Annotated in this window: 22 protein-coding genes; 8 read left to right on the top strand and 14 right to left on the bottom strand. The window is 39.8% G+C overall.

All coding sequences use genetic code 11. The features are described from left to right. Window positions 1-8: 8 nt before the first annotated feature. Genes tssF through AC1M9J_RS06140 form a run of 7 tightly spaced genes read left to right on the top strand, consistent with a single transcriptional unit; the run spans window position 9 to window position 10,096 of the window. Window positions 9-1,817 (top strand): type VI secretion system baseplate subunit TssF, encoded by a 1,809-nt coding sequence (tssF, locus tag AC1M9J_RS06170; protein ID WP_481952035.1) that lies wholly within the window; start codon window positions 9-11, stop codon window positions 1,815-1,817. Then, window positions 1,781-2,776 carry a type VI secretion system baseplate subunit TssG gene (gene tssG / locus AC1M9J_RS06165; RefSeq protein WP_481588745.1) on the top strand — a complete coding sequence of 332 codons (996 nt, stop codon included), beginning with the start codon at window positions 1,781-1,783 and terminating at the stop codon, window positions 2,774-2,776. The genes tssF and tssG overlap by 37 nt, the downstream gene beginning before the upstream one ends. Then, entirely contained in the window at window positions 2,773-4,179 is a 1,407-nt protein-coding gene (locus AC1M9J_RS06160; RefSeq protein WP_481952034.1) for a hypothetical protein, read from the top strand. The genes tssG and AC1M9J_RS06160 overlap by 4 nt, the downstream gene beginning before the upstream one ends. A 26-nt stretch (window positions 4,180-4,205) precedes the next feature. Then, entirely contained in the window at window positions 4,206-8,045 is a 3,840-nt protein-coding gene (tssM, locus tag AC1M9J_RS06155) for a type VI secretion system membrane subunit TssM (protein ID WP_481590192.1), read from the top strand. 43 nt (window positions 8,046-8,088) lie between these two features. After that, window positions 8,089-9,048, top strand: coding sequence for a type VI secretion system-associated protein TagF (tagF, locus tag AC1M9J_RS06150; RefSeq protein ID WP_481588748.1), 960 nt, complete (start codon window positions 8,089-8,091; stop codon window positions 9,046-9,048). After that, window positions 9,048-9,806 (top strand): OmpA family protein, encoded by a 759-nt coding sequence (locus tag AC1M9J_RS06145; RefSeq protein WP_092766604.1) that lies wholly within the window; start codon window positions 9,048-9,050, stop codon window positions 9,804-9,806. Before tagF ends, AC1M9J_RS06145 begins: the two co-directional genes overlap by 1 nt. A 23-nt stretch (window positions 9,807-9,829) precedes the next feature. Further along, the gene (locus tag AC1M9J_RS06140) at window positions 9,830-10,096 is read left to right on the top strand and encodes a PAAR domain-containing protein (protein ID WP_092766603.1); all 267 of its coding nucleotides are present in this window, start codon (window positions 9,830-9,832) and stop codon (window positions 10,094-10,096) included. Between the two features lie 135 nt (window positions 10,097-10,231). On the opposite strand, the gene AC1M9J_RS06135 is transcribed toward AC1M9J_RS06140, so the two are convergent. From AC1M9J_RS06135 to ribF, 5 genes are all read right to left on the bottom strand, one after another. Then, window positions 10,232-10,774 (bottom strand): NADPH-dependent FMN reductase, encoded by a 543-nt coding sequence (locus AC1M9J_RS06135; protein ID WP_180029095.1) that lies wholly within the window; start codon window positions 10,772-10,774, stop codon window positions 10,232-10,234. Window positions 10,775-10,894: 120 nt separating this feature from the next. Then, window positions 10,895-11,377, bottom strand: coding sequence for an FKBP-type peptidyl-prolyl cis-trans isomerase (locus AC1M9J_RS06130; RefSeq protein ID WP_035270560.1), 483 nt, complete (start codon window positions 11,375-11,377; stop codon window positions 10,895-10,897). After that, window positions 11,370-11,912: a signal peptidase II gene (gene lspA / locus AC1M9J_RS06125; protein ID WP_035270556.1), complete on the bottom strand. Its 543-nt coding sequence runs from the start codon at window positions 11,910-11,912 to the stop codon at window positions 11,370-11,372. Before lspA ends, AC1M9J_RS06130 begins: the two co-directional genes overlap by 8 nt. Then, window positions 11,905-14,751 (bottom strand): isoleucine--tRNA ligase, encoded by a 2,847-nt coding sequence (gene ileS / locus AC1M9J_RS06120; protein ID WP_481952033.1) that lies wholly within the window; start codon window positions 14,749-14,751, stop codon window positions 11,905-11,907. Before ileS ends, lspA begins: the two co-directional genes overlap by 8 nt. A 61-nt stretch (window positions 14,752-14,812) precedes the next feature. Next, entirely contained in the window at window positions 14,813-15,814 is a 1,002-nt protein-coding gene (gene ribF / locus AC1M9J_RS06115) for a riboflavin biosynthesis protein RibF (protein ID WP_481952032.1), read from the bottom strand. A gap of 192 nt (window positions 15,815-16,006) precedes the next feature. On the opposite strand from ribF, the gene AC1M9J_RS06110 reads away from it, so the two are divergent. Continuing rightward, entirely contained in the window at window positions 16,007-16,573 is a 567-nt protein-coding gene (locus tag AC1M9J_RS06110) for a 5'-methylthioadenosine/S-adenosylhomocysteine nucleosidase family protein (protein WP_481952031.1), read from the top strand. A 77-nt stretch (window positions 16,574-16,650) separates the two neighbouring features. On the opposite strand, the gene AC1M9J_RS06105 is transcribed toward AC1M9J_RS06110, so the two are convergent. From AC1M9J_RS06105 to AC1M9J_RS06065, 9 genes are all read right to left on the bottom strand, one after another. Next, a complete protein-coding gene (locus AC1M9J_RS06105; protein WP_035264923.1) occupies window positions 16,651-17,265 on the bottom strand; it encodes a TetR/AcrR family transcriptional regulator in 615 nt (204 codons plus the stop codon). A 315-nt stretch (window positions 17,266-17,580) separates the two neighbouring features. Beyond that, complete coding sequence (locus AC1M9J_RS06100; RefSeq protein ID WP_481592770.1) at window positions 17,581-18,375, bottom strand: ABC transporter ATP-binding protein; 795 nt, start codon at window positions 18,373-18,375, stop codon at window positions 17,581-17,583. A gap of 8 nt (window positions 18,376-18,383) precedes the next feature. Then, complete coding sequence (ssuC, locus tag AC1M9J_RS06095) at window positions 18,384-19,181, bottom strand: aliphatic sulfonate ABC transporter permease SsuC (protein WP_481595785.1); 798 nt, start codon at window positions 19,179-19,181, stop codon at window positions 18,384-18,386. A gap of 53 nt (window positions 19,182-19,234) precedes the next feature. Next, complete coding sequence (ssuD, locus tag AC1M9J_RS06090) at window positions 19,235-20,410, bottom strand: FMNH2-dependent alkanesulfonate monooxygenase (protein ID WP_481595683.1); 1,176 nt, start codon at window positions 20,408-20,410, stop codon at window positions 19,235-19,237. A 21-nt stretch (window positions 20,411-20,431) separates the two neighbouring features. Beyond that, window positions 20,432-21,364, bottom strand: a complete 933-nt coding sequence (locus AC1M9J_RS06085) for a sulfonate ABC transporter substrate-binding protein (protein ID WP_481595786.1) — start codon at window positions 21,362-21,364, stop codon at window positions 20,432-20,434. 81 nt (window positions 21,365-21,445) lie between these two features. Further along, a complete protein-coding gene (locus tag AC1M9J_RS06080; RefSeq protein WP_481952030.1) occupies window positions 21,446-22,420 on the bottom strand; it encodes a sulfonate ABC transporter substrate-binding protein in 975 nt (324 codons plus the stop codon). A 363-nt stretch (window positions 22,421-22,783) separates the two neighbouring features. Further along, a complete protein-coding gene (gene argA, locus AC1M9J_RS06075) occupies window positions 22,784-24,136 on the bottom strand; it encodes an amino-acid N-acetyltransferase (protein ID WP_035264904.1) in 1,353 nt (450 codons plus the stop codon). A 150-nt stretch (window positions 24,137-24,286) separates the two neighbouring features. Then, complete coding sequence (locus tag AC1M9J_RS06070; RefSeq protein ID WP_035264902.1) at window positions 24,287-24,664, bottom strand: RcnB family protein; 378 nt, start codon at window positions 24,662-24,664, stop codon at window positions 24,287-24,289. 179 nt (window positions 24,665-24,843) lie between these two features. Continuing rightward, window positions 24,844-25,242, bottom strand: coding sequence for an RcnB family protein (locus tag AC1M9J_RS06065; RefSeq protein WP_481595685.1), 399 nt, complete (start codon window positions 25,240-25,242; stop codon window positions 24,844-24,846). Window positions 25,243-25,408 lie beyond the last annotated feature (166 nt).

Genomic DNA, 25,408 nt, shown 5'->3' with positions numbered 1-25,408 from the left:
GGGCTTTTGTGATAGAAGAACTTTTACCGTACTACGAAAAACAATTACAAGAATTTGGTCAACAATCTCGCGAGTTTGCTCAGAAGTATCCTAAAATTGCCCAACGGCTCTCGCTCAACCAAGAACAGATTGATGATCCACACATTGAGCGCTTAATTCAGGCGTTTTCGTTGATTGCTGCTCGAATTGATAAAAAATTAGCAGACAGTTATGACGTTTTTACACGTGCTTTATTTGAGGTGATGTTCCCTCAATATCTAAGACATTTTCCAAGTTGTACTGTCGTCAGTTTCGAGGATCAAAATAAAATAAAACAATTAACTGAAGCTCACGTCATTCCGCAGGCAACAACGCTAAAATCACGAAGCTTTAAGGGGGTACAATGTGAATTTAATACCTCTCAAGCTGTACGATTACTTCCCATTCAACTGAATCAAGTTCAATTTAAAACGAACCCAAGTGCTCAAATTCATCTCAATCAAAATGCCACTTTGCAATTAAGTTTTGAAACTTTCAATGAAGCAGGCTTGTGGATTCATCAAGAAAAACTCCCTATTTATTTAGATGCTATTTCAAATTTTCCGCTGCAAGTTTTGGATAGTATTTTCAAAAAAGATACGACTTTTACGGTACGCATTGGAACACAGCTTTATCAAATTTCTAATCCATTTTCCTTAATGGGCTTTGAGGAAGATGAGAGTTTATTGCCTATTGATCAACATACACATCATGCCTATCGCTTGTTGATGGAATATTTTTGTTTTGCAGATAAATTCAGCTTTCTTAATCTTGATTTGTCTTTTTTAAGAAATTTATTAGATCAACAAACGAGTTTTGATCTCCAAATTCATTTTAAGTTAAACCTAAACGATCAGGCGATTATTCGTAATTATTCAGAGCTGAATGTTGCAAATTTCAAATTGTTCAGCACGCCAGCTGTTAATCTTTTTGAAAAAAATGCTGAACCACAAAAAATACATCATCGACAACTCGAATATCCATTGATCACGGATGCACATCATCCTGAATTTTATCAGGTCTATTCGATTCAGAAAATGCACATGGTTCGTGAAAAGATTAATCAGGATCAGGTTTATCATCCAGTGTTGCCGTTCTTTGGAATGAGTCATTACCATGATGAAAATGTCCAATTTTTCTATGCATTGAACTCATCCCAGCTCAACAATAAGTTTGTTGAAACGGGGTATTCCATTATTTCTAAGCATTTACAGCCGTATGATATAAAGTCTGATTTTATTAGCACCGTATTGCTATGTTCGAATCGGAATTTACCGCATGAAGCATTAAGCCAGTCAAATAATATTTTAAATCTAAATGATAGTAGTTTGGCACGTCGTGCTTTGGTATTGAAGCGTCCGAGTTTACCCTATCAATTTGAGCAAAATCAGAAAGAGCAATGGCGCATTATTTCTCATCTTTCATTAAATACGTTAGCACTGATGAAAGGGGATGCGGTAGCGCATTTAAAAGAATTATTAGAGTTATATAACTTACCGTCGAATAAAGAAAATCATCTATTAATTAACTCGATTAAACAAATTGAATTTAGCCTGACGCATAAGTTGGTTGAAGCCAAACCTTTCCCGCTTTTCGTACGAGGACTCAAAGTTGTTATCCGAATCGATGAACAAGTATTCAGAGGTCATAGTCTTTATATTTTCAGTCAATTGCTGAGCCATGTGTTTAACTTAAAAGTGCAGTTAAACAGTTTTGTCGATGTCATAATCGAAGATGCTCAATCACAACAGGAGTTATACCAATGCGTGCAGAACGTTGGTGGCAAGAAGCTTCTGTAATAGACTATTTATTTCAACAGCCGACTGCTTATGAATTTATTCAGTCGATTCGATTGTTAAGACATGTGCCCTATGCTCGGCCACATACACCATGGGATCGTGATTTTAAATTTCATCCTTCCTTAGAGCTTAACTTCCCTAAAAAAGAAATTGAATCGCTAGCTTTAGAAGATGAAAAAGTTCAGCTTACAAATTTAATGGTGGGTTTGACTGGCATGCAGGGGGCATTACCCTATAGCTATACCAATAAAGTTAAATCAGCACCACGCAAATTTCGAGTTGAAACAACGCAATTCTTGAGTTTATTTAATCATAAGCTCACTTCACAATTCGTTGATGCGACGGTCAAGTACAATTTACCAGTACGGTATGAGGTCGAGTCTGAAAATCATTATCTGAATATTATCCATGCATTAAATGGTTATATTAGTCAGCAACATCAACAACAAGAACTTGATGATTATTTTGCTGAATTTGCAGGATTAATGCAGGGGCAAAATAATACAGCACATGCTTTAAAAACCATGATTGCACAGGTATTTAATCAGCATGTGGCAATACAAGAGTTTATCCCTGAAAAATTTAAATTAGAGCTTCAGCAGAGAACATCCTTAGGAGGGGCGACGCCAAGCTTGTTAGGATTGAATACATTTTGTGGAGAGACTATTACCCAAATTGATGGCAAAATTGAAATTCAAATTGGACCGTTGGATCGTAAAACTTACCTAGATTTTCTACCACAACAAAAACTAAGTTTAAAATTAAAAAAACTACTACAAAGCTGGTGTAGCCCAACCTTATTGGTTGATGTTCGTTTAATTTTATCAAAACAAGAAATACAGCCTATTACTTTAAATTCGGAGCATTCTATGGGGCTTAGTCAGGGTGCCTTTTTAGCTCATAATCAACCGCTAGACAATGATGAAACTTGCTACCCATTGCTTGGAGTAGCGTCATGATCAAAATCATTGTTGGAGTGTTCCTTACTGTTTATCTGGTGATTTCTGCGATTGTGGTGCTGTATTGGCGTGACATCAATTTTGATCCTTCTAGCAGTGATCTACTTATCTTTTTTGGATTGTTACCTGTTGCAATCACTGCTTTTTTGGTGATGCCATATATGATTTATCATTGGATAAAAGAGCAAAAAAATAAACAGAATGATCCTCAACTTAGCGATGAGACCACAATTGAGGAGCTACAGCCTGAGCCTGTGGAGTGGATCAATTTAAATGTCTATCGCGCTTATGCACTCAATGCTTTGGGTGAAAATCATCTGATTATTGATGCGATTCAGGAGTTCAAGAGCCCTGAACTTGATGACAAATTATTGAATGGGTATGGGTTGCCTATTCTGAGTTATCGAATTTCTGATTTAGACGTCGAACAAGATGAAGAGGATGAATATAGCTTCAAACGGCAATACCGCATTCATCAATTGATTCTGACTCAACTCGAACAACAAACAGAAATACTCTGGGAAATTAGTGAGCATTTAAAAAAATCTGCGCTTTTCTACGATACTCAAATTAGCCAATCTTATCGTATGCATCCAGCATGGATTGATCCTCAGGCTGAGTATCATGATGGGGAAGAAGATACTCCTTCTGTGCAGCAAGTTTATCGACTGAATAAGCTTAAAATCCACCTGGTTCTCGCTGAAGAATTATTGCATGTTTGGGATGAACAAGATTCTGAGCAACTCATTTCAGACTACCTGAGTCAGCTCAATTATATTCCTGAAGTGTTTCACGTGGAACACCACTATTGGGGTGCTGAAACAAGCTATAGTGAATGGATTCATCTTTTACAAAGTATTGAAAAAGATGAGTCGTCTATAAGTCTTGTGTTTATCGTTGATTCCGAAATTGATCAAGATACATTGGATGAAAAGATTTGGATTTCAGAACAATATATTCCTGCAGAATATATTTCGAGCTGTTGTTTAGCTTCACCTAAAATTCAAATTGAAAATGTTTTACCTACGAAAACATTAGATATTGCGATAAATGAAAAACAACTGAAACAGAGTTTAGATCGCTATAACATTGATCATCAGTTCAAAGTGGAAAATGAGCAGCCCTTTACAATTCTGTTGGATGACATTACTCAACTCAAAACACTTAAAAAAATTGAGCAAAATTTTGCCAATACGAATATTGAGCAACATCACTATTTAATGCTTTATCCAACACTTGGGAATACACAAAGCTTAGCTAAAATTTTTGGCTTTACTCTCGCTTTTCAGTTTGATGATGCCTTGATGACAATGGTGTATACAACTCAAAACCCAGATGTTCAGACATTTATTCAAACTTATCAATCAGAATCGGACATAAATCCTGAGCAGCAAAACGTTTAAAAATTTACGAAAAAAATGAGAATACAATGCACACGATATTAGGCTATGTATGGCAGTACGTTTCAAACCCAAAGGCAATCATTGCATTGTCATTGTTTGTTGCCTTAGTGTCTGCCTATCACACGATACCTAGACAGTATTTCTGGCCGCTTGCGGTGGCTTATGTACTGGGTCTAATCGGTTATGGAATCTATTGGTTCATTCAACGCAAACGCCACGAGAAACAAGGGGAAGAATTGGCGGAAGCAATCGAAAAAGATACCCAAGCTGAGTATGGTAAGCAGAAGGATAAAGATGAACTACAATTGGTTCATCAACAGATGAAGGATTCAATTCAGCTCATTCGTAAGTCAAAGCTGGGTGATAAAAAAGGGAATGCAGCGCTATATGAGTTGCCTTGGTATATGGTCATTGGTAACCCTGCTGCCGGTAAGAGTTCTGCCATTTATAACTCGGGCTTAAAGTTCCCATTCGAAGAAACGCATAAAAATGCAGTGTCTTCAGGTTTGAGTGGAACACGTAATTGCGACTGGTTTTTCTCAACAGAAGGAGTATTGTTAGATACTGCTGGTCGTTACTCAGTCTATGCAGAAGATCACTCTGAATGGATTGGTTTTTTGAACTTGCTCAAAAAAAATAGATCTAAAGCGCCGATTAATGGACTGATTGTCACCGTCAGTATTGCCGAGTTAGTTAGCCAAAGTCCTGAAAAATCTTTGAAACTCGCTAAAAACTTGAGAGCACGTATACAAGATTTGACGGAACGTTTAGAAATCTTTGCACCTGTGTATTTGGTGTTTTCTAAAATGGATTTGATCGCAGGATTCACTGAGTTTTTTGATTGTTATGATCAGGATGAATTTGACCAAGTTTGGGGAGCAACGCTGCCTTATAATCCAGATTCATCTGAAAATGCTGTTGATCTATTCGAGCATCATTACAATATTTTGTATGATGGATTGAAAAGCGTAAGTACGACTCATTTAAGTCGCCGTCATGCACAGAATATATCACCAAGTGTGATGACTTTTCCGCTTGAGTTTAAGACTTTAAAACCAGCACTCAAAACTTTTATAGGAACACTATTTGAGGAAAATCCGTATCAGTTCAAACCTGTATTCCGTGGTTTTTACTTCACCAGTGCCTTACAAGAAGGAACGATCGAGAGTCCAATGACGGAGCAAATTGCTCAAGAATTTAGACTTCAGAAAATTCCGAACAGCGAACATGGTATTCCACAAAATTCTGTATCACAGAATCATGGGTATTTCTTAAAGGGATTATTTTCAGATGTCATTCTGAAAGATAAAAACTTGGTGAAGCAACATATTAACCCGGCGAAAAAGCGCCAACGTTATTTGAGTTTTATTGCAGCTTTACTTGGGGTATCTGTAATTTTAGGCCTGTGGGTGTGGTCTTACCGTAACAACCAACAGTTGATCGCAGATGTTCAAGCCGATCTGAATAAAGTGATGCAAATGGAGCAGGCATCAGGTCAGCATTTGGCGACACAGCTCGACTCGTTACTAATTTTACAACAGCGTTTAGAACAGTTAGATCAATTTGAAGAAGATCGTCCATTAAAGTTTGGCTTTGGTTTGTATCAAGGCAATGATCTGCGGGAAAAACTTAAAACCGAATATTTAAATGGTGTGCGACAAATTGTTTTAGAACCATCTCAACAAAATATTGGTCAGTTCTTGCAACGTGTAAAAAATAATGAAGCGACACTAAAAGAAAATCACGTTAATGTTGAAATTCAGCAAGTATCGGCTAAACCTGCACAAAATGCTTTGGAACCTTCTGATTCGAATCCCCAAGATGCTTACAACGCATTGAAAGCTTATTTGATGATGAGCAATTCAAAATATATGGAAGCAAGTCATCTGAGTGATCAGGTTACGCGCTTTTGGCGTTCATGGTTAGATGCCAATCGTGGACAAATGCCACGTGGTGAAATGATCCAAAAAGCGGAGCAGGTGCTGACCTATACCATGACATTGGCGAATGATCCAAAATTCCCACAGTTGTCAGCGGATGCGCAATTGGTTGATCAAAGCCGACAAGTATTGTTGGCGGTGATGAAGGGGATGCCAGCACGTGATCGAGTTTATAATGAGATCAAAATGCGTGCTGCTGTACGATATCCAGCAGTGACAGCAGCTCAAATTGTAGGTGAGAACAATCGTAGTGCCGTATTAGGTTCTTATGCTCTTCCTGGGGTATTTACATATAAGGCATGGAACGAATATATCGATCAAGCCATTGATGAAGCTGCGAATAGTCCGACAGACAGTCGTGACTGGGTGTTGAACAGCAATCAATCAGATGACCTCACCTTTAGTGGTAGTCCAGATCAAATTCGTAAGCAGCTGACTGAACTCTATAAGAAAGAATATATCGCAGAGTGGCGTAAATTCTTGAATGGAATTTATTATGCAAAACAACCTGATTTTGCCCAGCAACATAAAACAATAGATTTATTGGGTGAGCCTCAAAACTCCCCGATACGTTTGCTCATTGAGCATACAGCGAAAGAAACCAATTGGGATAACCCTGTGGTTCAAGCGGAATTGGCGGCTCCACAAACAGGATTTATCGCTTGGTTTAAACGTAAGGTTCTTCGTCAAGATAATACCAATGAAATTCAACGTGCAGCTGAGCGCGCCCAAGGTGCTATCTCAAAAGAATTTAACGTTTTTTATCAGTTGGTTCGTAAACGTGATGATCAGCAAAATAAATCATTACTTGATGAGTATTTAGAAAATCTCGCACAGGTACGCAGTAAGTTTAATGATCTCCGAAATGCAGGGGATATTGGCCCAAATGCGATGGCTTTGGTAAAACAAACCATCAATGAACAAACCTCAGTATTTAATACTACGCAAAAACTTGTCGATGAAAAACTGACGGTCGGTCTGAATGATATTGACAATAAGCTCATTCAAAAGCTTTTGGTGAGTCCACTGACACAATCCTTTGCAAGCTTAATCACGCCAGCACAAGATGAGATTAATAAATTATGGGTGATGCAAGCTTATCAACCGTTTAATCAGACTCTGAGCCAAAAGGTTCCATTCAATACCTCGGCTTCAATCCAAGCGACGAGTAGTGAAATCGGTCAAATCTTCGGTGAGGGCGGTAGTATTGCCAATTTTGTTAAAGAAACGCTCGATCCATTTGTGATTCGTCGTGGCTACACACTGACTTCTAAAACGTGGAAAGACCAAGGCATTATCTTGAATCCACAATTTGTGATGAGTTTCCAACGCTATGTTTCACCACTTAACGGTGTAGCTACAGGTACTTTGTCACAAGGTTCTGCGCCTGCTGCGACCAATCAGTCCAACTTCCAATTCTATCCATTGTCTAATCCACAGTTGCTGTCTTATACGATTGATATTGATGGTCAACGTATGGTCTTTGAAAATGGTATCCAACAGTGGGTGAACTTTGTTTGGCCGAATACTGGTGCTATTCCTGGAGCACGTATTACTGCAGTCGATCTCGAAGGGAAAACGCATACGATTTTTGATGCACCAGGTGAATACGGGATCAATCGTTTAATCGACTCTTCGCAACGTCGTGATCAAAATGGTGTCATCGAAATGACTTGGGCAAGTGCTCAACAACCATCATTAGCGGTAAAAGTAAACTTTCGTTTGATCAGTGGGAATTCAGGTCAAGGTGGAACAGGCGTTGGTTCTAATCGTGATTTAAACGGTTTGCAATTGGTTGATAAGGTGACGACCAACAAGGCGACAGCACGTGTGGTATCTGCTCAAAAGGCACCAACACCAGCACCTCAAGCTGAGAATTCAACGAATACGGCATTGCAAAATGCAACACAAGGAGCACAGCCATGATGTATGGAGTACAACTTAAGATGGATCATCAGTAGGAGGCGATATGTACAGTGTGAAAACAATGCCTTTGTACTATGGTAAGAGTCCTGCTCGTGGCGATTTTCTGAAAACCAAAGGACAGTATTCTTTGATTCAAGTGATTGATCAGTGGATTACTGAAGCGCTTGAAATGGCAATGAGAAATCCAAATTTCGATCAAAATTATCAAAGTTTGGCATCATTAGATTTCTTTATTGCCAATCCGCGTGAAAATATGTTCTTGGTTGCAAACTTAGTGACCAGCCAAGACAGCTCAGGTCGTCAGTTTCCTATGGTGTTGAGTCACTTATTGGAAGTGGATGCACCCTACCAAAATTTGCTCTATGCACCTTATAGCTATAAGCCAGTTTTGATTGACTTATTTCAAAGAAACCGTGTGATTCGTCAAATTCGAGATGCTGATGATTTAATCGAAAAACTGGCTCAGCTCAAAAAAGAAATTCAAGTTCTTGATGTAACTGAATCAACCGCTTTTTTTGAAAATCACACCATGCATTCATTTGCACAAATGATGAAAATATCGGTCTATGAGCTTGCACAAAGCATGATTGGACTAGGTCTTTTACTCCAACCTGTATTAAAAAATGGAACGAGTAAACTGAATAAGGTGTTAATTTTACCAATTCACAACCCTAGTTTTTGTTATGAAATCGCAGCATTCTGGGTTAGTTTAATCGCAAGATTTTTGCCAAAACATAATACCGAAGTGTTAATTGGTATTCTTCATTCAGAACGTCCAGTTTTATTATTTGGCTTTCAGGGCGCAGATATTGAAGCATTAAGTGATATTTTCAATCAGAACTTAAGCTCTGAACATTGGGTTTCATTGGTACAAGCACAGTGGATTGATCGCTATTTGGAACAAAATGCAGGTCTTGCTGCACTCGAGCAATCTTTGTGCGAACGACAGTTGAGTTTAAATCAAGGAATGAAATTATTCCGACAGACTTTTATAGAAGAATAATGATGAAGAAAACCTTATTAAAGATTTCATTGCTTAGTTCGATATTGAGTATAAGTGTTATATCGTTTGCGAAAGAAATTATCGTTGAGGGAGTTGTTCCTAACGAGATGAGCAAACAGGCCATATTGAATAAAATGAAAGTGGTCTATAGCCAAGACCAAATTATCGATAAAATTCAGGTTCGTCCTGTCACTGCACCCAATGGATGGAGTGATTCCGTGACACAAGTCATTACACCTGATCTTAAAAAAGTTTCTCAAGGAAAATTGAGTGTAAGAGGAACACAAGTTGAGCTCACAGGTAAAGTCCTCAATCAAAATGATATCGTACCGACTCAAAATACATTTCAAAATTTAGTTGTGGCACCTTATCGCTTTAATGCACAGTTATCTGTGAATCATGCAGAACAAGCCATCATTGATAATGCTTTAAAAAATCGAATTATTGAATTTGCTTCTGGAAGTGCCACACTTTTACCAGCAGGCACACAAATTTTAGACGAAATGGTGGTTGCGCTAAACAAAGTTCAAGGCAAAAATGTCAAAATCATCGGACATACTGACAGTCAAGGTAATCCACAGAAAAACAAAGAATTGAGCTTGCAACGTGCGGATGCAGTAAAACAATATTTGATTGCCAAGAATATTTCACCTTCACGATTAAGTACAGCGGGTATGGGTGCTGATGAACCTGTTGCAGACAATGCAACGGAAGAGGGTCGTAAGAAAAATCGAAGAATCGAGTTTGAAGTTCAATAAAATATTATAAAAGGAACAAGTGTATGGCTTTCCCTTATATTACGATTGGCTCTCCAACCACTGGTGGTGGGCAGGTTATTTCAGCAAATAGTTCTTTCTTAATCGAAGGTAAGCCAGTTGCTTGTGTAGGGGATAAGGCCACCTGTCCTAAACATAAAACGGTGACGACAATTGTTGCGGGTGACAGCAAAATGGTTATTATGGGAAAACCCGCCGCACAGCATAATTCACCTTTGGCATGTGGATGCAAATGTATAGGGAATCAAAGTTTAACGGTTGGACAAAATTAGTTAATTCATTGCGATCTGTATCTAAAAAGAACCCTCTAATTTTAGAGGGTACACTTTTTCAACTATAATTTTATCTCGATCAAAGTGTCTTCGGTATTTATAATCGCGCACCTATTGATGATCAGAAGATGATTTTTACGCACTTACATATTGCACAATTTTATCAAACGCAGATTTAAGCGCTTTGTCATCGAATTCATTGCCTTCGAATGTTTCATTGCGATTGCGTGCAAAAATATCGCGAATCTCAACCACGGCATTTGAGTCGACTAAACCTAATTGCGTAGCAACTTGACGGATTTGATCGATAGAGCGAGAGCCATTACTACCGCCATAACTGACATAAGCAGCAGGTTTTCCATTCCACTCTTTACCTAAATAGTCGAGTGCATTTTTAAGTGCAGGGCTGTAACCATGATTATACTCAGGACTAATAAATATAAATGCATCACCTTTCGCGATTTGAGCAGCCCATTCTTGTTGCTTAGGTTGATCATATATACCCGTTAGTGGTGGATTTGCTCCAGCGAAAAACGGTAAATCCCATTCTTTTAAGTCCACAATTTCTGTCTGAATCGTGCTGTAGTTATATGATGAAATCGTGTTTTGAACCCAATTTGCAACTTTAATGGCTGTGCGGCCTTCTCGAACGCTTCCCACAATAATTTGAATATTCACCAAATTAATCCTTCTAACTGTTATCACACTGACTTTAAAATGTTTTTTTTAAAAAAGGTAGATCGAAAATGTATCTAAAAAAAAACGCCATAAGGCGCTTTTTTATGTACGAATCAGGCATTACATAATTTTGATGCCTTGCTGACCTGCTGGTGTTACTTTGAAAATTTCAACTTCAAAAGTAATGTCCTTACCAGCAAGCGGATGGTTAAAGTCGACCTCAGTGATATCATCACCAACCGATTTAACCACACCATATAATGACTGCTTTGCTTTATCTTCAAACTCAATCATTTGACCTTCAGCAGGACGTTGCTCAAATTTAACAGTATCAAATTTTTGCACGTTCTCTTGGTTCCAAGGGCCAAAAGCATCTTCAGCAGGTAAACTTACTGTACGACGGTCACCCGCGCGTAAGCCAAATAAAGCTTTTTCAAAACCAGGCAATAAGCTGCCATCACCTATCACGAGGCTTACAGGTTCTTCGCGACTACGGGTATTATCAATTTCAACACCATTTTCAATGGCTACTGAAAAGTGTAAATGTACTTTTGAACCCGCTTCAATGCGAGTATCTTCATTTGGATTAATAAAATCAGTCATTTTGCGCTTCCGCACGTTGAATACGATGTTTCTCTAAGAAAAAAGTATCGATCAGCATTAAGATGGTACCTAAAGTAATGGCACTATCTGCAAGGTTAAAAGCAGGGAAGTGGCTATTGTTATAGTAGACATGAATAAAATCTACAACATAGCCTAAACTTACTCGATCAATAAGATTACCAATCGCCCCACCTAAGATGAGTGCGATGGCTAAAGGCAATACTTTCATGTTTTTTGGCATACGCATAATCCAAAACACAAAAATAACCGAGACAATTCCTGCAAGTGATGTAAAGAAATAACGTTGCCATCCACCGGCATCGGACAAGAAACTAAAGGCAGCGCCGTAGTTATGTAGTAATGTCCAATTTAAAAAAGGTAAAACAGGTACAGGGTCTGCATAAGTCAGATGTGTACTTGCTATCCATTTAGTCCATTGATCCAAAATAATGGCAACAATAGACAATCCTATCCACCACAAATTGTGGGGATAGAATTGGAATAAACCTTTTTTATTATTTTGTGGATTAGGCATATTTTCTCTCTTCGCCTTGACCTGTAGGGAGGTTAATAATACAACGACCACATAGTCCTGGATGTGATGGATGTGTATTCACATCAGGCAGAACATGCCAGCAACGAACGCATTTTTCGCCGTCAGCAGCAGAAACTTTCACATTCAAGCCTTCTAAGTCAGATACTTCACCTTGTGCTGCATCGAAACTATTGACTATCACTTGTGAAGTAATGAGAACGAAACGAAGTTCATCGCCTAATTTGTCTAGAACGGCTTTAAGTTCATCATTCGCCCAAAGCTCAACCTTAGCAGACAAGTTTGAACCCACAGTTTTCGCACCACGTGCCGCTTCAATGAACTTATTCACCGCAGATTTCACGTTAATTAGCGTTTGCCATTCAGCTTCAGACACAAGGTTTACTGTAGATGCCACAGGAATGTCATACCATTCAGCTGTAAACACATATTTCTCTGATTGCTCAGGGATGAGTGGCCAAGCTTCTTGTGCAGTAAAGCTCAAGATTGGTGCCATCCAACGTACGAATGCTTGTACCAAGTGATACAGCGCAGTTTGTGCAGAATGACGTGCTTGTGAGTCCGCTTTCGTAGTGTACTGACGGTCTTTGATGATGTCTAAGTAGAAACCACCCAAGTCATTAATACAGAAGTTAGTTAACGCACTTGTCACGATATGGAAGTTCATTTCTTCATACGCTTTCTTAACGGTTTCTTGAACCTCAGAGGCACGTTGTAAGATGTATTGATCAAGCGCAATCAGTTGATCGACAGGAAGCGCATCTGTTGATGGTTTGAAGCCATTCAAGTTCGCAAGTAAGAAACGAAGCGTGTTACGAATACGACGGTAACCGTCAGAGGCACGGCTAAAGATTTCTTTACCTGCGGTCATTTCATAACGGTAATCCGCAGATGCGATCCAGAAGCGTAAGCCGTCTGCACCCATATCTTTAATGATGTCTTGTGGGGTAATGATGTTACCCAACGATTTCGACATCTTACGGCCTTTCTCATCCACTACGAAGCCATGCGTCAACAAGCCTTTGTATGGCGCACGTTCATTGATCGCAATTGAAGTCAATAATGAAGATTGGAACCAACCACGGTGTTGGTCTGAACCTTCAAGGTACAAATCAGCAGGGTCTTGTAGTTCTTCACGCTCGCGAAGCACAGCATAATGTGTTGTACCTGAGTCGAACCAAACGTCTAGCGTGTCACGCACAGCATTGTATTGTTCAGCATCATCACCAATGAACTCACGTGCATCACGGTTGTACCAACCATCAATACCTTCTTGTTCAATCAGTTTTGCAACTTCTTCGATCAATTCTGGGGTACGTGGGTGCAATTCGTTGGTGTCTTTATGTACGAAGAATGGAATTGGCACGCCCCAAGTACGTTGACGTGAGATACACCAGTCAGGACGACCTTCGATCATCGCTTGAATACGGTTTTTACCCCAATCTGGTACGAAGCTGATCTCGTTTTCAATGGCATTTAGGGCATTGTTACGTAGACCTTTCGCATCCATGCTGATGAACCATTGTGGTGTCGCACGGAAGATAATTGGAGTTTTATGACGCCAGCAATGCGGGTAGCTATGCTTGATTACGACATGTGCCCAAAGCTTGGTTGCTTCAGTCAATGCTTCAATAATTTTTGGATTAGCTTTGTAGATGTGTTCGCCCGGGAAGATTGGCGATGTTGGTAAATACACCCCATTACCACCGACTGGGTTTTCAACTTTTAAGTTGTACTGTAAGCCAACTTTATAGTCGTCCACACCGTGACCCGGAGCCGTATGTACAGCACCTGTACCGCTACCATCGGTGACGTGCTCACCCAAGATCACTGGCACTTGGCGTTCAGCGATCAGTGGGTGTTGCAGAACAAGGTTTTCAAGTTTTGCACCAGTGAATTCTGCAATGACTTCAAATGCAGTAAAACCATAACGCTGAATAGCTGATTCAACCAATGATTTCGCAAGAATGAAGTTTTGAGGTGCTTTGTCTTCGCCAGTCGCTTTCACAAGTTGATATTCGAGATCAGCATGAAGCGCAACCGCTTGGTTGGCAGGCATAGTCCAAGGTGTTGTGGTCCAAATCACGATGTCGGTACGTTCAGCAATGTCTACACCCAAACGTGCAGAAAGGTCAGCTAAATCAACAACGCTGAAACCCACATCAATTGCGTCTGATTTTTTATCTTCGTATTCAACTTCAGCTTCAGCCAATGATGAACCACAGTCTAAACACCAGTTGACGGGTTTAAGACCTGGTTCGATATGACCTGCTTTGGCAATAGCACCCAATGAACGCACGATGTCGGCTTCTTGTTTGAAGTTCATCGTTAAGTACGGATTGTCCCAATCACCAAACACGCCCATACGCACGAAGTCTTTCTTTTGCAGTTCAACTTGTGTGTAAGCATATTCACGGCAGGCTTTACGGAATGTAGAAGCATTTACTTTTACGCCGACTTTACCGACTTTTTCTTCAACTTTAAGTTCAATTGGAAGACCATGACAGTCCCAACCCGGTACGTATGGTGCATCAAAACCATCCATTACTCGGCTTTTAATGATGATGTCTTTTAAGACTTTGTTAACCGCATGACCTAAGTGAATTTGACCATTCGCATATGGAGGGCCGTCATGAAGCACATATTTTTTCTTGCCAATACGCGACGCACGAATCTGCTGATAAATGTTGTCGGCATACCACTCTTCTAACCATTTCGCTTCACGTACTGCGAGATTTGCTTTCATCGCAAAGTCAGTACCTGGGAGGTTTAGCGTGGCTTTATAGTCCACTGCATTTTCAGGAGTTTGCTTATCGCTCATGCAAGTTGTCTTCCAATTTAATCAGTCTAAAGCTGACGCGTTTTACAAAAATTAAGGAGTATTAATAAGGAAAGTTGGGGTTATTTCGGCGAAACTCAAGCAGTTGCTCAACATCATCATCGATCCCAGCTTTGAGTGCTTCTAGCGAAGGATAATTCTTTTCGCCGTGAACAAAGTTCAAAAATGTTACCCGCATTAACAGGCCATACAGATTAGCAGAAACATCAGGGAAATGTACTTCTAATCGCCATTCTGGATGTTCCTGTTGGATGGCTGGTCGGGTGCCGACATGTCCTGCACCGAAAAGGGCTGTAGCCTCATAACCAGCGATACCTGGATATTCGGCATTTTCATTGCGAACTTTGTCTTTTAACGATTCTGTTTCACAAATCACTTCAACACCATAGATACCATGTAAACAGGGCTTATGGCGGTTTAGACGAACATTGATAGTTGGAAAGTTAATGGTGCGACCGATTTGATCACCATATTGAACACGACCCGTAATGCTATACGGCCGACCAAGTAGCTCCGCAGCTTTTTTAAGGTTCCCTGTAGCCAAAGTTTGGCGTATTAAGGTAGAGCTAATACGCTCGCCATTCAGTTCAACGTTATTTAAATCGGTGACTTGAAAACCATAATCGCGCAAGAATTGGCTATTACCTTGTCGGTTTTTACCAAAATGATGATCTTCACCGAGTACTAGGCTTTGGGTATTCAGCTTGTATTTTAGAATATCAGCAAACTCTTCCGCACTTAAATTACGGAAAGTGTCATCAAATTTGGCAACAACAATATAGTCGATACCAAGTGCAGCCAAATGTTCCACTTTTTCACGTAATGAACTAATTCGTGGTGGTGCATCGTAACTTTTAAAATATTCTAAAGGCTGTGGCTCAAAAATCATCACCACAGTTTTTAAATCTTGTTGTTGTGCAATGTCTTTTAATTGCTGAACCATCGCCTGATGACCCAAATGAACACCATCAAAATTGCCAATGGTGACGGCAGTTTTGGGCAATTGAAAGTTGGGCGCTAAAGCATTCAGACGGAGTAGCTTCATGGGCGAAATGGTGACTAAAATTAATTTGGGCTATATATTGCCATATTCTCACAGTTTCGTCTTGTTGTTGTGTTTTTATTCAATACTTTTCTTGTTCTAGATCAAGACGCTTGAGTCATTAGATCAAAGAAACTTTTATTTCGGGATATATTTTTGTCTAATGTATTCCATTCGAAATTTAATGAGTAAGTAATGTCTGATCTAGCCCTAATTATGGCCCTAGCAAGTGAATCTAAAGGATTATTCGAAGCTGAAAATATTGCAGTACATTACAGTGGTATTGGTAAGGTGAATGCAGCATTTAAAGCATTTGAAGTGATTCAAAAAACGGGATGCACAACTTTGCTGAATTTAGGAACAGCAGGAAGTTCGCATTTTGATGCACATTCCTTGGTTGAAGTAACGACATTTGTACAGCGAGATATGGATGTTTCACCGCTTGGCTTTGAATTTGGTGTTACACCGATGGATCAGGAATTTCCCGCAGCGATTAACCTAGAGCCGTATTTTCAACATCTTCCCAAGGGCATTTGTGGGACTGGCGATAGCTTTGAAACTGGTGCACCTAAGGTGCCATGTCAGTTGGTTGATATGGAAGGATATGCGCTCGCCAAAGTATGTAAGAAACTTGGCGTTCGTTTGATTTCCGTGAAATACATTACAGATGGGGCAAATGACACCGCACATTTAGATTGGGAGGAGAACTTGTTGTTGGGCGCTCAAAAATTATTGGCTTTATATCAGAGTATGGAACACTAGATTTTGAAGATTTTGGCGACCATAGAAACTATGGTCGTATGCCAGAGATCAATCTCGAAGAGATTTAGAGAAACCAATTATGGTCGAGGTAAAATACCGTATAGCATCATATGGACTGTATGCTCAATGGTACGTTGATACATGGTGCGATTGCGCAAGGTTTTTCCCGTTACCATTTCAGTTTGGGTGCTAAAATCAGCATAGTTTTGTGTGATACCCCAAAGGTTAATAATTAAAACCTCAGCATCGATCTTGTCTGATATTTTGCCTTGCTCTTGCCACGTGGAAATGACTTTAGATTTGCGTTTGAAGAGTTTTTTTAATGGGCCTTTCAAAATTGGCAGGATATGTGGTGCGCCTTGGATAATTTCTAAAGCAAATAATTTTGATGCCTTATGTTGAGTACGGGAAACCTCAATCTTTTGCATGAGATATTGCGTGATCGCTTCAGCAGGCTCTAAATCAGCTTCCAACATTTGCAGTGGAGCTAACCATTTTTGCATGACAGTAGTCAGCACTTCGACATAGAGCGCTTCTTTATTTTCATAGTAATAGAAAATATTCGATTTGTGCATTTCCGCGAGTTGTGCAATTTCATCTAAGCTTGCACCACTAAAACCATACACAGAAAACACATCTAATGCAGCAGCTAAAAGCTGTTGACGTTTTTGCGTACTCTTCTTTTGTTCCATCTCGTCAGTAAATTATAAAAAGGAACCTCAAATTGTACGGTAAAACGTGCGATTTGTGCACAAGGATTAGGGCATTTGCAAAAGAATATGAAGAATAATTGTGTAGTTAAGTGATAAAACTAATAATAAGACACATGTACAATTTATTTGATAAACAAATACATATTACTCATGTGGGAAATGCTGATCGAGAATATCTTTTAATTTAATTAAAAAAAGCCATTTATCAGTACGAAAAGTGTCTAATTTTCCGACGAAAATTAGACACTTCCATTTACCTTATTCAACAATTCAGAATGTCATATTTTGTATCGCTTAAGTTGAAAGTACGGCTTCTAAAACTTGTTGTTCAAGCTCTGCAAATTTGACATTTTTTTGTCGCGGTCGTGGTAAATCTACTTTGAACTGATGTGCGATATGACCTTTATCGAGCAAAATAATACGATCTGCTAACTGAACAGCTTCACTGACATCATGTGTCACTAAGATGGTGGTGAAGCCTTGTTCTAGCCATAGTTTCTCGATTAAATTTTGCATGTCTAAACGCGTAAGCGCATCTAAAGCCCCCAAAGGTTCATCAAGTAATAGTATTCGAGGGGTATGAGACAAGGCACGTGCTAGCGCTGCTCGTTGACGTTGTCCACCTGAAAGTTGTGCAGGCCAAAGTTCAGCTTTTTCATTTAAGCCAACTTTTTCCAATAATGCTTCAGCCTTATCATGCTGGGATTTATCTAAGCCCAATTGCACATTTTTTAAAATGCTTTTCCATGGTAATAGGCGAGGATCTTGGAACATGACGCGGATATCATCTGCGGTAATACCTTCACGAAAGTTCAGTGCAGATTTAAATTTAATCTCACCATAACTCGGTTGTTCTAAATCCGCGATTAACCGTAACAACGTACTCTTACCACAGCCACTTCGACCCACAATGGCAACAAATTCACCAGGTTCTATATGTAGGTCTAAATCCTCTAATACTTTAACTTTGCCATAGAACTTGTGCAGTTGTTCAATATTGATTTCTGCACCGATCTTTTGTGGAGCTGATCTGGCATGATCTGGAATGACATGTTCATCAGCGAGATTTGAAATACTTAAATCAGTCATACGCATTCCTATTTTTGATAGCCTGGATGCCAGCGTAATAAATATTTTTCTAAGGCAACCGCGAGTACATCCGCTAATTTACCAAGTAGGGCATACAGTAGAATCCCTACTAAAACGACATCTGTTTGTAAAAATTCACGCGCATTCATGGTCATGTAGCCAATTCCAGCTTGTGCCGAGATGGTTTCAGCTACAATTAAAAGAACCCAAACTAAACCTAGTGCGAAGCGCAAACCAACTAAAATGGAAGGAAGAGCACCTGGTAAAATAATTTCTTTGTATAACTGCCAGCGTGTTAAACCATAACTCTTGCCCATCTCGATCAGCTGAGGATCTACAGATCGGATACCGTGATACGTATTGATATAAATTGGGAAAAACACGCCAATCGCGACCAAAAATAATTTGGCAGATTCGTCAATTCCAAACCATAGAATCACCAATGGAATTAAAGCTAAAGCTGGAATATTACGGATCATTTGTAGGGTCGTGTCGAGTAACGTAGAGGCGACTTTAGATGAGCCATTTAACAACCCTAAAAATAATCCTAAGCCACCACCAATCAGCAAGCCAATCAGTGCACGTCCCGCACTGACTTGGACATGTGTCCACAGTTCACCACTGAGCAATAGATGCCAAAAAGCCAAAACCACTGCGGTTGGAGCAGGCAAGACGCGGCTTTCTAAAATGCCAGTGACTGATGCCAGTTGCCAAATCACAACAAGAAAAATGGGTACTAACCAAGGCAACAAACGTTGCCCCAGTTGTTTGATTCCTCGAGAGAGAAAACCTTCAGCTTTAACCACCTTGGTTTTACTCAACAAGATAGAATGTTTTTGAGTTTTATCTACCGCTGTTGTCATGCCGGCTCCTGAACCTGATCTCCTTTTTTATTTTCTTCAGGAGTATAGTTATTCGCGACAATCTCACCAAAAGGACCAGTAAGATTAGGTTGAGTCAGTTTTTGGCGTGTTTCTAATGGCAGAAGAGGGAATACCAATTCAGCAAAACGAATTGATTCTTCAAGGTGCGGATAACCTGAGAAAATAAAGGTATTAATGCCTAAATCTGCATATTCTTGGATACGTGCCGCCACAGTTTCAGGGTCACCTACTAATGCCGTGCCTGCCCCCCCACGGACGAGACCTACGCCAGCCCATAAGTTTGGTGAAACTTCAAGTTTCGAGCGATCTCCATTATGAAGTTCAGCCATACGACGTTGACCAACAGAGTCCATTTGTTTAAATTTTTTCTGTGCCGCAGCGATTGTTTCATCATCAACATACTGAATTAATTCTTCAGCAGCTCTCCATGCTTCCTGGTTGGTTTCGCGGACGATGACATGTAAACGAATACCGTAATCTAGGGTGCGACCTTTAGCTGCCGCCTTAGCGCGGACATTTTCGATTTTTTCTTTAACCGCTGCTGGAGGCTCTCCCCAAGTTAAATAGGTATCTACTTGATCAGTTGCCAGTTCAACAGCATCATCAGAAGAACCACCAAACCACAATGGTGGATAAGGTTTTTGCACGGGTGGATATAATAATTTTGCATCATCCACGCTTAGACGTTCACCATGGAACGTGAAGCTTTCACCCGTATGAGAGCGTTTTAAAATTTCGCGCCAAATCGTAGTATATTCAGTCGCAGTTTTATAACGCGTTTTATGATCTTCATAGACGCCGTCACCTTTTAACTCTTGCTCATCACCACCAGTGACCAAGTTCAATAGAACACGGCCATTTGAAAGACGGTCAAAGGTTGCTGCCATACGTGCAGCCAGTGCAGGAGTGGTTACCCCTGGACGCAAAGCAACGAGAAATTTAAGATTTTTGGTGGCATCAATTAAACTTGCGGCAGTCAACCATGGATCTTCACAAGAACGACCAGTCGGGATAAGCACACCTTCATAACCTAGATTATCCACCGCCACAGCGATTTGTTTCATGTAGGCATGGTCGACAACACGTCCGCCTTTGCTTGTACCTAGGTAGCGACTATCACCATGAGTAGGAATAAACCAGAAAATTTTCATTACTTAAGTCCTTAATATGAGTTACTGACCAGTCCATATGACTTGGTTAATTTGTATCGGTTTAGGAATGATTTTGAGCTCAGCAAAGCGATCAGCCAGTTGTTGCTGATCTGCAATGACTTTCGCGGTTAAAGGTGCTGCATAAGATGGACGAGGTCGGCGCTGAACAAAGGTTTGGCTCACATTCGGCTTTAAACCTGTTGTTTTGGCAAAAATCGTTGCTGTAGTTTTTAAGTTCTTTTGAACCCATTGATCAGCAAGATTAATCTGTTCAATGACACCTGAAATCGCTTGAGGATGTTTGTCGATAAACTTGCCTGAAGCGAGATAGAACGTGTAATTCGGGCTCAGTCCTTGTCCAGTGGTCAAAACTTTTGCTTTATCTTCAAGTTCAGCAGCAGCGTAATACGGGTCCCAAATGGCCCATGCATCAACAGCACCTTTTTGGAATGCTGCGCGTGCATCAGCAGGACTTAACCAAATTGGTTTTACATCGCTCCATTGCAAACCTGCTTTTCGGACGGCTTGGACCAATAGATAATGTGAACTAGAGCCACGATGTACTGCGACACGCTTGCCTTTGAGGTGTTTAAGCTGAGTAATTTTGGATTTTTGCGGCACTAAGATTGCTGAAGAAAGTGGCTTCGCCGCCTCATAAGCAATGTAATGCAAAGGTTTGTTTCCTGCTTGCGCATAAACAGGGGGGGTATCACCTGTTGCACCAATATCCACTGAACCCACTGCAAGTGCTTCTAAAATTTGAGGACCACCAGGGAACTCATTCCATGTAATTTTGGCATTGGGAAATTCTTGCTCAAACAGTTTTTGCTGTTGAGCAATCACCAAATTTACGGAAGATTTTTGGAAGCCAATGCGTAATTCTTTCACTGAGGGATCAACAGCCCATGCAGCTGAGCAACCCAACATCGCACAGGCAAATAGCATCGTTGTCATTGAATGACTTGAGGTTTTAAACCAAGTGTGTGCTGTATTTCCTGATTGATATTGAGTCATGTTCATCACCTTTTCATGTTGTTATTTGGGTGTAGGCGCAATAATTGCGGCCTGAATATTGATTTTGTTTGGAATCAATTTCTGTTGATGGAATACATCGGCAACTTTTTGCTGATGTTGAGTAACTTCAGTACTAATTGGATAAACGCCGAAGCTCATACGTCCAATTGAGGTTTGAAGAATTTTGAAATCTAGGCCTGTAGGCTTCACGAGCAGTTGAGCTGCTTCGTCTTTATTGGAAGCAATCCAATCTGATGCTTCATTAAGTTCTTGAACAACGGTTTGTATAATTTCAGGATTCTGTTCAACGAACTTACGATCAGCCATATAGAACTGGTAGTTATTGGCATTCCCTTCGCCAGAAGCGAGAACACGTGCGCCGATTTGATGCTCTGCTGCTGCAAAGAACGGATCCCAGATTACCCATGCATCGACTGCACCGCGCTCAAATGCTGCGCGAGCATCCGATGGTGGTAGGTAAACCACTTCAATATCATCAAGCGTCAAATGATTCTTTTCTAAGATCTTCAAGAGAAGATAATGAACGTTAGAACCTTTGTTTAACGCTACACGCTTACCTTTAAGTTGTTGAATATCTTTGATGTTCGAATTTTTTTGAACAATCAACGCTTCAGCGCGTGGAGTCGCAGGTTGATTTGCGACATAAACCAAATTTGAATTCGCTGCTTGGGCAAAAATAGGGGGTGCTTCACCGACTTCACCAAATGAAACACTGCCGACATTCAAACCTTCTAACAGTTGTGGTCCACCTGGGAACTCTACCCATTTCACTTGAATGTTTTGATCCTTCAAAGCGGCTTCTAATTCACCACGTTCTTTAATCACGGGCAGTAAGCCATACTTTTGATAACCGATATTTAACACTTGGGTTTTATCTTCTTTTTTTGGGTCGCAACCAGTGAGTAGCAAAGCACCTGTTAACGCAGAAGACAAAATGAGTGTTTTTTTCCAAAGATTAGCGTTAAAGCTGCTCATATTGAAAATCCTGAAAACTTAAAAATAAAAAAAATCAAAAAAATAAATGCGTCATGTAACGCGCCTAAGTTAATGAATTTTCTATTTCGTAAAAAATAAGAATTCAGGAATTCCTAATGAATAAAAAAGATAAAATTAAAAGAGAAAAAAATATCTAAAAAAATGCAAAAGGCTCAATCTAAGAATAACGATATTTTTGTTTCTAAGTTTATGAAATATATAAATATATATTAAAATATTAAATTGTGATAAGGATATGATTTGTATGAATATATCGAATGATTGTAAAGATAGTTCACCTAGGAATATCGATATATAAAAGAAAGATAAAGCAGTTCATAAGGGTGCAATAAAAAAGCCACTTTAGAGTGGCTTTTTACAAACAATTGAGTTTCTTTGGAAATTATAAAGTGCCTGACGCGCTTGTGGTAAGTCATCCACCGATGCTTTGACAAACCCTTGTTCCAAAAACCAATGTGCGGTTCGTGTCGTAAGAATAAATAACTGTTGGATATTAGACTTTTTTGCTTTCTCTTCTAAATAGTGCAAGATTTGGCTACCACGATTTGATTTGCGGTAACTTGGATGTACTGCCACACAGGCTATTTCTGCAGAACGAATTTCATTTGATTCAGTTGGTATTGGATATAATGCTGCACAAGCCAGAACCATACCGTCACGTTCAATCACAGCGAAATGATCAATTTCATTTTCCAAGCGTTCTCTAGAGCGGTATACCAAAATGCCTTCTTGTTCTAATGGGCGTAATAAACTGATTAATCCACCGACATCTTGAATCGTTGCCGTGCGGACTTCTTCATAATGTGCATCGGTGATCATCGTGCCATGCCCATCACGAGTAAATAATTCTTCGATTAATGCACCATCATGTTCATAAGACAATAAATGAACGCGGTTAACGCCATTTAAAGAGGCTTCCTTGGCATTTTGTAAATGCAATGCCAATTCATAATTTTGCTCTAAAGCAACGTCAATATGTTGATCTAGCTGATGCGGGGTCACTTCGCGCAACAACTGCTGTGGGCTTTGCATTAAACCTTGTTCGGAACCGAGAAAAATGAGTTTATCGGCACCGAGTTGGATAGCTGTTTTGGTCGCCACTTCTTCAGCAAGCAAGTTATAAACTTCACCAGTGGTTGAATAACCTGAGGGGCCAAGCAATACAATATTGTGATTGTCCAAATGTTTTTGAATCGCATCTGCATCGACTGAACGCACTTCACCGGTAAGTTGAAAATCGATACCGTTACGAATGCCATAAGGTTTAGCTGTTATAAAATTACCAGATACCACATCAATGCGAGCACCATACATGGGTGAATTTGCAAGTCCCATAGACAATAAGGCTTCGATTTGTAAACGGATTGAGCCTACGGCAGACATGACCGCACCTAATGAGTCACGTGTTGTTACTCTACGATGATTATGAAAAGGACTATCTAAATTCTTCTCAGCAAGATTTGCACTGATTTGTGGTCGTGCTCCATGAACCAGAATGAGTCGAATGCCGAGAGAATGTAAAAGGGCAATATCATGAATAATATGTTGAAAATTTGGTGATTGAACTGCTTCGCCGCCAAACATTAAAACGAAGGTTTTATTACGATGGGCGTTGATATACGGCGCTGAGTTTCGGAACCAATGCACATATTGCTGTGTCATATTTTGAGTTGTATCTATTGAGTCCGATTGCATGCATGTACCGATAGAAGCGGGAAGTGGTCATCAGATTCTAAACAAAAAAATGATTTTCCACACCTGCATTAAAATAAAGACATAAAAAAGCCCAAACTGAGTTTGGGCTGAGTGCAGGGAAGATCAATTTGAGAAGATCTAGGAATAAGCTTATCCGATGATACGCACGATGCGATCTGTACGCTCATTCACTAAGACATAGTCTCCATTAATTTTGTACCACTGCTGGTTACGCGCCGCTTTAGGTAGATTCTTCGCTTGACGATCACTTAACTCAAATTTTGAAGAGTTGAATTGACGTGGTAACTGTTGACCTACTCGCCATTGACGGCTTGGATTTACATTTTGGAAGCCACGATTTTGTTCATAGCGGTCATGTTGATATTTCCCAGGCTGACCTTTATTCCAATGCGCTGGTGGTGGAGTTGGTTTTGAATAGTGACGACCATCGTCATGTGGACCAGCCATCGCAGATGTTGCCAATAAACCACTCATTGCTAATGTAAGTACTGATACTAACTTTTTCATGTGGGATACCTCTAACTTTGTTATTTATCCGATATCGCTAAAGTACAAAATGATTTGAGATAAACCGTGGAGAGATATAGTCAATTTGTGAAATATATGAAGAAGTGATGAAGATCAATGATTAGGATTGCACTCAACAAAAAACCCGACATGAAGTCGGGTCGATTTAAACGTCAAAATTAATCTTGCTGGATTTTCAAAATACTATTGCTGTTTGAATCCACCAGAATAAAGTCATTATTCACTTTGTACCATTGTTGGTTTTTACCAGGTTTTGGTAGGTTATGATCTTTATATTCGGTTTTATAACTATTGCCACGATAGTGTTGAGGCATGACGTAGCCAGTTTGCCATTTATGTTGACGTAAACGTTTTACGCCACGCTCTTCTCTGTTTTTACGACGATCTTGGAACTCTTGATCTGATGAAGCATCATATTGAGTATGTTTCTCAAATCCTTTACCACGTTCACGTGAACCTTTATCTTGGTAGTCATCAGAGTAAGGAGCAGCATTGGCAATATTTGCTGTAAATATTGCACTTAAAGATAATGTCAAAACTGTCATAATCTTTTTCATATTCCGCCCTCGTTGACCTTATAAATTGGGGTTCACACTAATGTACTGAAAAAATGCAGAGAAACTGTGAAGATAGAATGTAATTTAGATTAAAAATAACGAGATAATAAGAACATATTTTAATAGGAATGAAAATAGAAACCGATGCTTTAGCTGAGCAATCAAT

The organism is Acinetobacter sp. ANC_7588, from assembly GCF_056783995.1.
Note: the sequence above shows the minus strand (reverse complement) of the source record. Positions and strands in the feature narration are given on the sequence as shown.